Annotated in this window: 12 protein-coding genes; 11 read left to right on the plus strand and 1 reads right to left on the minus strand. The window is 34.8% G+C overall.

Features of this window, described 5'->3' with window-relative positions:
• Positions 1–259: 259 nt before the first annotated feature.
• The 3 genes from ACQKOG_RS03010 to rnz all read left to right on the plus strand — a co-directional run bounded on the left by ACQKOG_RS03010 (position 260) and on the right by rnz (position 3,624).
• Complete coding sequence (locus ACQKOG_RS03010) at positions 260–1,759, plus strand: cobyric acid synthase (RefSeq protein ID WP_427444949.1); 1,500 nt, start codon at positions 260–262, stop codon at positions 1,757–1,759.
• Positions 1,756–2,592, plus strand: a complete 837-nt coding sequence (locus tag ACQKOG_RS03015; protein WP_427444952.1) for a class I SAM-dependent methyltransferase — start codon at positions 1,756–1,758, stop codon at positions 2,590–2,592. The genes ACQKOG_RS03010 and ACQKOG_RS03015 overlap by 4 nt, the downstream gene beginning before the upstream one ends.
• A 99-nt stretch (positions 2,593–2,691) precedes the next feature.
• Entirely contained in the window at positions 2,692–3,624 is a 933-nt protein-coding gene (gene rnz, locus ACQKOG_RS03020) for a ribonuclease Z (RefSeq protein ID WP_415731549.1), read from the plus strand.
• A gap of 199 nt (positions 3,625–3,823) precedes the next feature.
• On the opposite strand, the gene ACQKOG_RS03025 is transcribed toward rnz, so the two are convergent.
• On the minus strand, positions 3,824–4,366 hold the full coding sequence (locus tag ACQKOG_RS03025) for a TetR/AcrR family transcriptional regulator (protein ID WP_402873593.1): 543 nt from the start codon (positions 4,364–4,366) through the stop codon (positions 3,824–3,826).
• 169 nt (positions 4,367–4,535) lie between these two features.
• Between ACQKOG_RS03025 and ACQKOG_RS03030 the strand changes: the two genes are divergently transcribed.
• The 8 genes from ACQKOG_RS03030 to cdaS all read left to right on the plus strand — a co-directional run bounded on the left by ACQKOG_RS03030 (position 4,536) and on the right by cdaS (position 12,722).
• Positions 4,536–5,969, plus strand: a complete 1,434-nt coding sequence (locus tag ACQKOG_RS03030; RefSeq protein ID WP_402873596.1) for a DHA2 family efflux MFS transporter permease subunit — start codon at positions 4,536–4,538, stop codon at positions 5,967–5,969.
• 465 nt (positions 5,970–6,434) lie between these two features.
• Positions 6,435–7,691 carry a glycoside hydrolase family 5 protein gene (locus ACQKOG_RS03035; RefSeq protein WP_427445309.1) on the plus strand — a complete coding sequence of 419 codons (1,257 nt, stop codon included), beginning with the start codon at positions 6,435–6,437 and terminating at the stop codon, positions 7,689–7,691.
• Positions 7,692–7,899: 208 nt separating this feature from the next.
• The gene (locus tag ACQKOG_RS03040; RefSeq protein ID WP_402875157.1) at positions 7,900–8,472 is read left to right on the plus strand and encodes a glycoside hydrolase family 73 protein; all 573 of its coding nucleotides are present in this window, start codon (positions 7,900–7,902) and stop codon (positions 8,470–8,472) included.
• Between the two features lie 12 nt (positions 8,473–8,484).
• Complete coding sequence (locus tag ACQKOG_RS03045; protein ID WP_402875162.1) at positions 8,485–9,123, plus strand: response regulator transcription factor; 639 nt, start codon at positions 8,485–8,487, stop codon at positions 9,121–9,123.
• Positions 9,120–10,475, plus strand: a complete 1,356-nt coding sequence (locus tag ACQKOG_RS03050; protein ID WP_427444958.1) for a histidine kinase dimerization/phospho-acceptor domain-containing protein — start codon at positions 9,120–9,122, stop codon at positions 10,473–10,475. Before ACQKOG_RS03045 ends, ACQKOG_RS03050 begins: the two co-directional genes overlap by 4 nt.
• Positions 10,476–10,867: 392 nt before the next feature.
• The gene (locus ACQKOG_RS03055) at positions 10,868–11,437 is read left to right on the plus strand and encodes a DUF6434 domain-containing protein (protein WP_402875168.1); all 570 of its coding nucleotides are present in this window, start codon (positions 10,868–10,870) and stop codon (positions 11,435–11,437) included.
• A gap of 217 nt (positions 11,438–11,654) precedes the next feature.
• Positions 11,655–11,885 carry an acyl-phosphate glycerol 3-phosphate acyltransferase gene (locus ACQKOG_RS03060; RefSeq protein ID WP_427444961.1) on the plus strand — a complete coding sequence of 77 codons (231 nt, stop codon included), beginning with the start codon at positions 11,655–11,657 and terminating at the stop codon, positions 11,883–11,885.
• Positions 11,886–12,101: 216 nt separating this feature from the next.
• On the plus strand, positions 12,102–12,722 hold the full coding sequence (cdaS, locus tag ACQKOG_RS03065) for a sporulation-specific diadenylate cyclase CdaS (protein ID WP_427444964.1): 621 nt from the start codon (positions 12,102–12,104) through the stop codon (positions 12,720–12,722).
• Positions 12,723–12,736 lie beyond the last annotated feature (14 nt).

Here is a 12,736-nt window from a genome sequence, read left to right on the forward strand (position 1 = left end):
CGCGGAACGAAGCAGAATACTCGCGCTTTGGGGAGGAATACTCGCGGAACGAAGCAGAATACCCCCGCTTTGGAGGGAATGCCCGCGGAACGGGGTAGAATCCCGGGAAGCAAGCTGAACCCCGTGTATCAAGTTGAACTTCGCACGTTTGTGAGAATACTCGCGCTTTGAGGGGAAATACTCGCGGATCGCAACAGAATACCCGCGAAAGCAAGAAGAACACCCGCACTTCAACTATAAAAAAAGGAGGGAAAAGACTATGCCAGCAAAATCTATCATGATTCAAGGGACGGCTTCTGATGTAGGGAAAAGTATGATTTGTACTGCGCTGTGCCGTATTTTCTCTGATGATGGGCTAAAGGTAGTACCGTTTAAATCACAAAATATGGCCCTTAACTCGTTTGTAACTCAAGATGGCGGTGAAATTGGCCGTGCACAGGGTGTACAAGCAGAGGCGGCACGAATTGTCGCCACTACGGATATGAATCCTATATTGCTAAAACCAAAGCAGGATATGGTATCGGAAGTGATTGTTCATGGCAGACATTTTTTTAATATGGACGCCAAAAGCTATCGCAATCAATTCGTTCAAGAAGCGATGCCGATCGTTGAAAAGTCAGTACGAACTTTACAAAATACATATGATGTCATTGTTCTTGAAGGTGCGGGAAGTCCGGCAGAAATCAATTTGAAAGACCGTGACATAGCAAATATGCGCATGGCTCATCTAGCAGATGCAGCGGTTGTGCTAGTTGCTGATATCGATCGAGGCGGAGTATTTGCATCGATTGTTGGAACACTCGCATTACTTGACGATGCAGAACGTGCACGTGTAAAAGGGCTGATTATTAATAAGTTTAGAGGGATGCGTGAATTACTCGATGATGGCGTTGAATGGGTTGAGCGTGAAACGGGGATTCCTGTCCTTGGAGTTGTACCATATATAGATGTCAATATTGAGGCTGAAGATTCGTTAGCACTATCTTCGTTGCGTTTTAAAAAACCAAAGCAAGGGGAGTTTGCAGTGGATGTGGCAATGATTCGTTTACCACGCATTTCAAACTTTACGGATGTCGATCCATTTTTTGATGAGCCAGAGGTTGGTGTGCGTTTAATTGGCAATGTCAATGAGCTTGGCACGCCCGACTTACTTATACTACCTGGAACTAAAAGTACAATAGATGATTTAGCGTGGTTAAAGGCACAAGGCTTCGATCATGCGATAGCAAATTTACGCGCACGAGGGACAAAAATTATTGGCATTTGCGGTGGCTTCCAAATGCTTGGCGAAACGTTACTAGACCCAGATGCAGTAGAAGGTAATGGTGATTCAGCGCAAGGTCTAGGTTTATTGCCAATGGAAACTGTTTTTGTTGGCGATAAAAAAACAGTTCAAATGACAGGAACAAGAGGACAGGATACGTTTACTGGCTATGAAATTCATCTAGGACGTACAAAAATTTTACGTGATGAAGTTTCACCATTTTTACAGCTTGCAGATGGACGAGTAGATGGGGCAGTAAGTGCTGATGAACAAGTGATCGGAACATATTTCCATGGTTTATTCCATAATCGTACCTTTACACGACAGCTTGTCAACGACATTCGCGTGAAAAAGGGGCTCGCTGCTTTACCAAGCGATGTGAAAAGTGACGCGGAACGTAGAGAGGACGCTTACAATATGCTGGCAAAGCATGTGCGTGCTAATCTCGATATGAAAAAAGTATATGAAATCATGAATATAGAGGTACCTGTATGACAAGAAAAGGACCGTTAGCTATTAATTATGAGGCGTTATGGCAGGAAGGTATGAAGGACTGGCATGGCCAAATGCCTGAAAGAATGGTCAATGATCAACTAGAGGAGCAGTTTTGGGTACAGTCAATCGCACGTAAAAAGGCTGGACAAACAGATCCTTATGCTGCAAAAATTTTTCAAGAAATTAAAAAAAGTATTCAACCTGAGGACTTGGTATTGGAAATTGGTCCAGGCTGGGGTAATTATACATTTCCACTAGCTGATCATGTGCGCAAGCTAACGTGTGTAGATAGCTCAGAAAGTATTCTTAGCTATTTAGAAAATTGCATGGAAGACAAGCAACATGTTTCTTATATTCATGCAAAATGGGAAAGCCTTACTGAAGATGAAGTAGGAGCGCACGATATAGTTATTGGTGTCAATTGCTTTTATCGTATGTATGAAATCAAATCAGCACTTTACCATATGAATCGTCTAGCTAAAAAGCGTGCAATTATTGGCATGACAACAGGGCCGATTCAACCCCACTATGAAATATTATACGAAAAGTATGGCTACGATATTAAATTTCCACGAAGAGATTATATAGAATTTTTAAATTTGCTCTATGAAATGGACATTTATGCAGAGTGCAAAATCATTCCTTTAGAACGAGTGTATGAATATGAAAGCTATGAGCAACTTGTCACAACACAAAGTAAAAAAATATTAAATAATACTTTTAATAGAGAGCATGTTGAGGAATCGCTCTTGCCGTTTATTGAGGAAAAGAACGGGCGTTATTATTATCGTCATGATTTCCATGCGGCAATCGTATCATGGGAGCCGAAATAATTATGAAACCTTTGGACAAAACTAGTGACCAAAGGTTTTTTTTATTGGAAGCAATAGGGTACAATAAAGCGATATAGAAATAGAAGTGAGGTGGCATATGTGCAACTACATTTTTTAGGAACAGGCGCAGGAATGCCTTCAAAGGAACGAAATACAAGTGCTCTAATGGTAAAGCTATTAGATGAAGTGGGGGAAATGTGGCTTTTTGATTGTGGGGAGGCGACCCAACATCAAATTTTGCATACATCGTTAAAGCCACGTAAAGTAACAAAAATATTTATTACACATTTACACGGTGATCATATTTTTGGATTACCTGGCTTTTTAAGCTCTCGTTCATTTCAAGGGGGGGACGAGCCATTAACGATATTTGGCCCACAAGGTTTACAGCAATGGATTGAGCAAACCTTAGCCTTGTCGAAGACGCATTTAACATATCCATTACAATTTGTTGAAGTTCATGAAGGTATTATTTATGAAGATGAACATTTTACAGTAAGTGCGAGTGAATTGCGACATGTAGTTCCATGCTATGGATACCGTATTGAGCAAAAGGATTTGCCTGGCGAACTGTTAATGGAAAAAGCACAGGCTCTTGGTGTTCCGAAAGGTCCTTTGCTAGGACAATTAAAATCAGGGAAAGATATTGAGCTAGCTGATGGCACCGTTGTATATGCGAAAGATGTTGTCGCCCCATCCAAAAAAGGCTTTACGCTCACTATTTTAGGAGATACTAAATACTGTCCAGAGGCTGTTTCATTAGCTTTTGGAGCAGATATCGTTATTCATGAAGCGACCTTTGATGATACTACGACAGATTTAGCAGCGAACTATGGACACTCTACAAATGTCGAAGCGGCAAAGGTGGCACAACAGGCAGGAGCAAACTATTTACTGCTGAACCATTTAAGTGCCCGCTTTTTACCACATGATTTACCGAAATTTTTAGCAGATGCACAGGAGGTTTTCCCACAAACCTTCCTGACATCCGATCAATCCATATTCTCTTGGAATAACAACAAATTAACTTAATCAAAAACATAAGTACCCTTTAGATGACGTTTCATTTAAAGGGTACTTTTATCTTTACTTCAGCGAATGTATTCTGAGCGAAAGCGCAGCGACAGCAACAAAATGTTTTTTCTGTGCGAAAGCGCAGCGACAGCAACAAAATGCTTTCATAACGAAATACACCCACATTTTGAGGTTAGCAATTTATTTGTACGAATAATTATCGATATAGCTCAATAATTTGAGTGGCTATATATTCGGAGCTAAAGTGAACCCCGTTTCTGAGCCACCACATGATGATGCCAAGTATTGAAGATGCAAGAATATCCATTGATAGAGTTGTGTTAGTACTATTAGCACCTTCACTTTTATGTTGTATGACAATCAAGTCCTTTAGTGTCATATGCATTTTTTTATTGAAACCAGGGTGCTCAAATAGAACAGCTAAAATTTTTCGGTGCTTATAAAAGTAATCTAAAAACGTAATTAATTGTTCTTGATTATTTAAATTATCAATTTGTAAAGTTGGGGATATTTCCGACAACAAGTCGTCGAAAATATCATAAACTACCTGCTTTAATAAATCGTTAATATCTAAAAAATGTAAATAAAAAGTTGCTCGATTTAGTTCTGCACGTTGGGCTATTTTTTGTACTGTAAGTTTCGAAATATCTGGGTTTTCAATCAAGATTTCTACAACAGCTTCTTTGAATACCCGTTTAGAGCGAATAGATCGGGGGTCTTGCTTTTTTTGTGTAGTCAATTTAATTCTCCTTTATCTATTAAATACAAATTTAATTAATAGTATTTTAAATTTTGTTGTTTAATTGACACTTCTTGAAAAATTGTAAATAGGAATCAAAAAATAAAAATGTTATTATCTATTTTATTGACATTGTGTTAATAAAACAAGTGGAAAGAGGAATAAATTAATGCCGGAATCAATAAATAAAAAGGTACTATTAACAGTACTAATTTTAGGGTGTTTTTTATCTACACTAAACCAAACATTGTTAAACGTTGCATTAAGTAATTTAATGGACGTATTTTCCGTTTCTGCTACAACCGTTCAGTGGTTGTCTACTGGTTTTATGTTAGTAAACGGGGTGCTAGTCCCTATAACAGCATACTTAATGAAACGTTTTTCAACACGCCAATTATTTATAAGTTCAATGCTGTTTTTATTATTAGGCTCTATTTTTTGTGCAATAGCTCCGAACTTCACCACTTTACTAATAGGTCGTATGATTCAAGCAATTGGAGCAGGAATTATTATGCCATTGCTAATGAGCATCGTGATGTTTATTTTTCCTCCTGAAAAAAGAGGCAGTATGATGGGGTTAATTGGGCTAGCTATGATTTTCGCTCCAGCCATTGCACCAACATTAGCAGGTTTCGTTATAGATTATTATTCATGGCGTTGGTTATTTATCGGAATAATTCCATTTGTCGTGATCATTATATTTATGGCAATGAAATATTTAATTAATGTTTCAGAAACAGCAAAAACGAAGTTAGATGTAATCAGTGTTATTTTATCGACAATTGGCTTTGGTCTTATTTTGTATGGTTTTAGTAATGCAGGAAGCCATGGTTGGGATGATAAAGTTGTAATCGCTTCTATACTTGTAGGGATAATGATTACAGCAATATTCTGTCTACGACAAATTAAATCTGCTGATCCACTTCTTAACTTATCCGTTTTTAACAATAAATTATTTACGCTAACGTCCATCATCAATATTATTGTCACAATGATGATGTATGCGGACATGATTTTATTACCAATGTATTTACAAAACGGAAGAGGATTTACGGCTTTAGACGCTGGTTTATTATTATTACCGGGTGCACTTGTAAATGCCTTTATGTCTCCAGTGACAGGAAAAATGTATGACCGCTTTGGGGCAAAGCCGTTATTTATTATCGGTTTGATTTTTGTCATTCCTTCAATGTGGGTTGTAACGGATTTATCAGACACAACAACTTATAGCTTTATAATGATACGTACTATTTTTCTACGTATAGGGTTGAGTTTTATTACAATGCCATTGAACACAGCTGGTTTAAATGCCTTACCTAAGACACTTGTCACACATGGTACAGCAGTAAATAATACATTACGCCAAATTGCAGGTGCCATTGGATCTGCTGTCGTTATTACAATTTTTACAGCACAAACGACAAACCATGCGAAAACATTGCTAGCAGAAACACCAAATGCTACGGCTGAAGGTATTCGCACACTTGCTTCAACCTTAGGTTCAAGTGATGCCTATTATTTCATGACAATCTTAGCGATCATTGCATTTGTATTAACTCTATTTGTTCCATCTAAAAATAAGTTTAAACAACAAGCAGAATGATTTTATATACTATAATTACGAGCAGTAGTTAACGTTTTCTACGTTAGCTACTGTTCTTTTTTTATGGTTAAATGCTTTATATATGGGTGTGGTTTTATAGTTCTTATAGTTATTAATGAAACTGAGGAAGAAGATGGAGGTATAAGAGTTTGGATCTACTATTTAAAATATCTTTCCAATATAGGGAGAGCAGAAAACACCATTAAATCTTATGCAAATTATCTAAGACTATATTTTGAGTTTTAGAAGTTGAAAAAATCGATTATCAATAAATTAATCTACATACATTCTCTACCCTAATTCCTCATTAAATACTTTTCAAAGATCCTTAATTTGATTTCAGATAAACATATACACATCCGCATATTTTGTCACATTCACGTAACACAGGTTCAGTAGTATATATCGCGAGGTGATATTATGAGAGAAATAAATCAAAGGAAATGGCTGAAAAATAAATTCAAAATGGTAGCCTCCCTTGGTTGTGCTTTAACAGTAGCACTTGCTGCTGGCTGTAGTTCTTTAGAGCAAGAGAAGAAACAGGAAATACAAGAAGTAAAGGAGATAAAGAAAGATTTTTGGGATGGGCAAAGAAAAGGAACAAATTTTATGAATTCTACTTCTTTACCGAAAAATTATGAAGAAGCGAATAAATTCGATATTGAATTTATCCGTTTAGCACCTGATAAATGGGCAAAAGATAGAGACTTCTTATTTAATGACGGGAAAGACTCTAATCCTAGTAAAGATTTCTTAATCGGTAATGCAGATCAATATGAGGGAATTGTTGAAGAAGATTTTATAAAGTTAAAAGAGGATTTGGATGCAGCATATGCAAGAGGGTCAAAAGTTGTACTAACCGTTCTAAGTCTTCCAGGAAATCGTTGGAGGCAGTTTAATAATTATGAAAATGACGACCGTATTTGGAAAGACTTTAAATATCATGAGCAAGCAGCGCTTTTTTGGAAAGATCTTGCCTTCCGTTTGAAAGATCATCCTGCAGTGGTTGGATATAACGTAATTAATGAGCCACACCCTGAAACAGCTACGGGATTTAATGATTTTTGGACAGAAGATTATGACAAATGGTACAACAAATTAGAAAATACTCCCGCAGATTTAAACCTGCTTTATGAAACAATTGTAGATTCTATACGAACTGTAGATTCTGACACACCAATTATTTTAGATTCAGGTTTATTTGCCACTCCATGGGCAATTAAATATTTAAAACCAATAGATGACGATAATGTGTTATATGCATTCCATATGTATGAGCCTTATGAAATGACAAGCCAAAATCGAAAAAAAGGATTCACATACACTTATCCTGGCAAGGTGAAGGTTGGTGAAAATCAAGCAGAAAAAATGTTCGATAAAGCTGCATTGAAAGATTTTTTAAAACCAGTTGTACAATGGACAGAGCAACACAATATACCAAACAACCGAATTATTGCTGAAGAGTTTGGAATTAACCGAATGGTTGGCGGAGCCGATCAATATGTAAAGGATTTAATTGATATTTTCGATGATTATGGCTGGCACTGGGCATTTTATGCATTTCGTGAAGATACGTGGGAAGGTATGGATTTTGAATTAGGAAGTCAACCAGTCAAGTGGGCATATTGGAAAGCTAAAGAAGATGGCGAACTACCAGATAGAAAAGATATAGAAGTGGATAATTCGATTTGGGATGCATTGAAAAAAGGACTGAACAAATGACCTTGTTCGATACACTTAGTTCAAAATAAAATAATAGTATCCGTAGTACAAACAATAGTTTGTACTACTTTTTTATTATAGAAATAAGTGAACAACGTATTCCTTAAACCTATTTAAGTTTTTTATCTAATATTATTCTTTTGTCAAATTACTGTAACATTCCTCTTTTAAAATACATGTATAAATTCATTTAAAAAGAGGTTATATAATGAAAAGAATCTGCAAATATAGAAAATCTAAAGTGTCAATAATTATACTAGTAGTTAGTTTAGTTTTACTTTCTGTATTTTTTATAAGACTATTTCAGAAAGAAAATGGAGAAATTCATTTTATAGATGAAATTGCTCCTATAGCTGTAGAATTAAACCAACAAACAGGAGGAGTGCTTCCGAGTATAACAATTGCACAGGCTATATTAGAATCGAATTATGGCAAAAGTGAATTAGCTATAAAAGCAAATAATTTATTTGGGATAAAAGGTAGCTATAAAGGCAATTCAGTAAAAATGCCAACTATGGAATATAAAAATAATAAAAGTTATACAATTGAAACTGAATTTAGAGCTTATCCAGATTTGAAAAGTGCGTTTATTGACCATACTAAATTAATTTTAGAAGGAACGAGTTGGAATAAGCATCAATATTATGATGTTCTTGCTGCAGCGAATTATCAGGAAGCAGCCCATGCTTTGAAAAAAAACCACTATTCCACAGATCCTATGTATCCAGAAAAATTAATTGCTATTATAGAACAGTATAATTTAGGAAAATATGACAATTAGGAGATAAATATAATGAATATACTTATCGCTGATGATGAACTAGATATGTTAAAGATTTTACAAAGTTATTTCAAAAAGGAAGGATTTACGGTATTTACGGCGACAAATGGTTCAGAGGCACTTGATATTTTCTATAATGAAAAAATTGATTTGGCCATTTTGGATTGGATGATGCCAGAAAAAGATGGGATTACAGTTTGCCGCGAAATGAAGAAGACTCAAAAAATTAAAGTATTAATACTAACGGCTAGAGATACTGGAGAAGATGAATTTATTGCCTTATCTGATGGCGCTGATGATTATGTAAATAAACCATTTTATCCAAAAGTTTTATTAATGAGGGCGAAAAAATTGTTGCAAATGGAATCCATTCAACGAATAAACGATGTTTCATTTGATATTTCAAGCAAACGTGTATGGATATCTGGAAATGAATTGATTTTAACAAAGACTGAATTCGAGCTTTTACGTATATTTAGCCAAAATAGAAGACAAATATTAACGAGAGATCAACTACTTAATTTAATATGGGGAATGGACTACGAGGGTGATCCGCGGACGGTAGATACACATATTCGGCGTCTACGTGAAAAAATTGGAGAGGATATTATCCAAACGCATCGAGGAGTTGGATATAGTACAAGAGAATGAAACGAAAAATTGGAACAAAATTAACTATTTATATAACTCTTGTTGTTATCATCACATTTAGTATCTCACTTACGATAAGTCAGTTTTTTCTACCAAAATATTATCTTCATCAATTGAACCAAAAAGTAACTAATGCTTTTTCAGTATATCAGGAATTTGAGGATAAGAGTTTGGTGGAGGATCAATTTGATGTAACTATTCTTTCAGTATCGCTAAAAGATAATATTAATGTCCTGAATGAAAATTTAAAACAGCAACTTGCCAGAGAACATATTGCACTTAATAAATTTTGGGTTTCCGAAGAAGTATTACAAAAAGTTAATGAGGATAAAATTGTAGGCAAGGTTTACAATCAAGGAAAACAAAAGTCCAGTTTTATCGCACATTATTCAAAAGATGATTATCAGCTAATAATGATTGGAGCCTCGATGGCTAATTTTATTGAGATAGCTAATTTTATTAATCGTTTTAACATATTCTTTTTGATAGTCAGTATCTTGCTGATTATTATTATTACTGCCTTTTTATCTCGAAAACTAACAAGGCCGTTAAATGAACTCAAAAAAGTTGCAAAAGAAATTGGCGAGTTGGATTTTAAACAGGCTGAAATTCGGACAGGAGATGAAATCGAGGATCTTGCAAGAAGTATTAATAAAATGAGTAAGACACTTGAAAAAGCGCAACAGGATTTATCAAAAAGAAACATTGACTTAAAGCAATTTATGATAGGTTTAACACATGAGCTTAAAACTCCTTTAGCATTAGTTAGAGTATATTCCAGTGGAATTGAAGATGGTATGGATGATGGAACTTATCTTGCAACCATTAACAAGCAAGTTGATAGAATGGAAAAAATAATTACAGATATGCTTTATTTCGCCAAAACAGAAGAAAACGATTCTAATAAAACAAACTTTGATTTAATAATGTTGATAAATGAGATACTGGATAACTATCGACACATACAAGGAGATAAACATATTTATTTTAAAACTGAAGTTACTAAATTTATGCTGTCGACTGAACAAGATAAAGTACATTTCATATTTGAAAATATGATTAGTAATGCAGTCAAATATGCTTCTGGAGATGAAATTCAGATTTTCTTTGGTCAAGACGGAGTGTTCGAAATTAGTAATGATACCACTCTTACAGATATATCTAGAATATGGCAGCCATTTCATGTTGGAGAAAGCTCTCGTGACAAAAACTTTTCAGGTACTGGGCTAGGACTAGCTACCGTTAAAAGCCTTGTTGAACAATTAGAATATTCAGCTCAAGCAACGCTATCTAACAGTAAAATCATTTTTAAAATCGATTTTGTAAATCATGATTGCGTGGATATGCATTAAATCATATTATTGCTAATTTAAAATGGGTCTTAATATTAATTGATAACAGTTGCTGAACTATCCTAAAACAACAAAATAAATAGACAAACAATCGCAACATTGTTTTTTATTTGGTAGTTGTATCTTTGCATACATGTATTTAAAGAAATAAGCCTAATTAACTTGGAATAAATTAATCAAAAGTCTTGATAAAACACTAAGCATTAAAAGTTTGACTCGAATTGGTTTGTGAATGTTTACACTTCAACAAAGAGCCTTACTACAATAAACTGTAGCAAGGCTCTTGTTTTTATAAGTAGCTGTTTTCGTAAAGTTTGTTGCTCTAAAAATTTGATTACATTAAAGAGCAAACGTTCTATAATATGAAAGTGTATACATAAGGAGTGTTATGAATGAGACCTATTCTTACAAAAGAGATTAGTAGTCAAAATTTTAAGGATTTTTATTGGTTAAAAGAAGAATTGCAATCATTTTGTAGAGATAATGGAATAAGCGCGTCGGGTTCTAAGATAGAGATTTCTGATAGAATTGAGACTTTTCTTCGGACAGGAAAGATAAAAAAACCACAAAGAAATTCTAAGGCTAATAATAAGCCTCAAACTAACAGTGAACTAAGTCTTGATACAGTCATTACGGAAAATCATCGTTGTAGTCAAGATGTGAGAGCATTTTTCAAGACAGTAATACCAAAGTTTCATTTTTCTACCTATATCCAAAACTATATTAAAAACAATATTGGAAAAACGTATCGTGATGTTGTGGATGCTTGGTATGAAGAAGAAAAACGCAAGAAAGACCCGTCACACCAGAAGAAAATTCCCCCTCAGTTTGAATACAATCAATTCATTCGTGACTTTTTCTCTGACTCAAAAAATAAAGGCAAAAGTCGTGCAGAAGCGATTGAAGCTTGGAATAAAATTAAGAAACTCCCTGGGAGTAACAAATATATACCTGAAAATTAGTCTTTTAATAGAGTTGATTTTCGACAGTCAGCGAAACCAATACCGCATTGTAAACTGCTCTGTTAGTAGGATAGCAACAAATCGTCTCTACCTTTCAAGTTATAAGAAATCAAATACAAAGTAGTAATAGTTGTAGAACGGAAATTTGGAATATAGAAGAATTATAATGCGGTTAATAGTTAATTTTTGTATAATTGATTAAAGGGGAGTGGTTTATATGAATCAGCAAAAGATGCCACCAGCATTATTGCGTTTAATCGTTATTTTTCCCAATGTGCTGAGCTATTTATTACTATTTGGACTAATTATGTTTGTTATCTCAAATTATGACACGTTAAAAGCGACGGACAACTTAACGGTTTGGCTTATTTTTATTGTAGTGCTTGCACCAGCTGCTGCCTACACAACACTCAAAATCGTCAAGAAAATCCGTACTGGACAAATGTAAACTAAATGACAACACGTGTATTCTTTAGTTAATCTAATGGGTACACGTGTTTTTTTTGTTTGTAAGATTACTCGTTTCATTAAATTACATTTTCAGAAATAATTTATTGAGAAAGAGACTGAATGAAACCCAAAGCGAATAAAATAATTCCATCTAGAGAAACTAAAAATAAATATGAGTTGTTTCATAAAAAATTTGAACAGCGGGGTGTTTTTTGTGGATCCAACAAATTGTGGTTTTTCACCAATGAAACAAACATTAAAGGAAGAGCTTCTGCAGGTCATTCATTCATTACAGCAAAGTGTAGAAGCAATGGATACGGATGCAAACTGTCTTCTTGGGAATTTTGAAAAAATTAAAGAGAAATTTGTAACGATTGAAATGAAAGCTGCAACATTTTATTTAAATTGCTATCTTTCCCCGTTTACTGAAAAATATCCTGAGCTTTCGCATTGCGTACAAAATATGTCTAAAAGAAGACACGGTGGACTAATTGTGATTGAACGGAAGGATTCTGTGACATCGATTATACAGCCAGGTATTCATATTGGAGCAGAAGTAACGCATTCCTTATTAGAATCTATTTTTTTTCCTGGAAATCCACTTCATGATGGCGCAGTTTTAATAAGCCAAAATCAAATTAAGTCAGCAGCAAATGTACTGCCACTGTCAGAGATATATACGGGGGAAAAGAAATTAGGCACAAGACATCGAGCAGCATTAGGGTTAAGTGAAATAAGTGATGCGCTTGTCCTGGTAGTGTCTGAAGAAACAGGGAGAATTTCGTTTGCCTTTAAAGGAACCTTATATCCAATTACCACGCATGGCATTATATAGTGTGAGCTTCACAC

It is taken from the genome of Lysinibacillus sp. NPDC093216, from assembly GCF_050280325.1.
In the GTDB taxonomy this organism is placed as follows: Bacteria; Bacillota; Bacilli; order Bacillales_A; family Planococcaceae; genus Lysinibacillus.

Coding starts and splice junctions, on each gene's coding strand:
- ACQKOG_RS03015 (WP_427444952.1), top strand. CDS start 1,756: ATGACAAGAAAAGGACCGTTAGCTATTAATTATGAGGCGTTATGGCAG.
- ACQKOG_RS03040 (WP_402875157.1), top strand. CDS start 7,900: ATGAAAAGAATCTGCAAATATAGAAAATCTAAAGTGTCAATAATTATA.
- ACQKOG_RS03055 (WP_402875168.1), top strand. CDS start 10,868: ATGAGACCTATTCTTACAAAAGAGATTAGTAGTCAAAATTTTAAGGAT.
- ACQKOG_RS03050 (WP_427444958.1), top strand. CDS start 9,120: ATGAAACGAAAAATTGGAACAAAATTAACTATTTATATAACTCTTGTT.
- ACQKOG_RS03035 (WP_427445309.1), top strand. CDS start 6,435: ATGGTAGCCTCCCTTGGTTGTGCTTTAACAGTAGCACTTGCTGCTGGC.
- ACQKOG_RS03030 (WP_402873596.1), top strand. CDS start 4,536: ATGCCGGAATCAATAAATAAAAAGGTACTATTAACAGTACTAATTTTA.
- ACQKOG_RS03010 (WP_427444949.1), top strand. CDS start 260: ATGCCAGCAAAATCTATCATGATTCAAGGGACGGCTTCTGATGTAGGG.
- ACQKOG_RS03060 (WP_427444961.1), top strand. CDS start 11,655: ATGAATCAGCAAAAGATGCCACCAGCATTATTGCGTTTAATCGTTATT.
- ACQKOG_RS03045 (WP_402875162.1), top strand. CDS start 8,485: ATGAATATACTTATCGCTGATGATGAACTAGATATGTTAAAGATTTTA.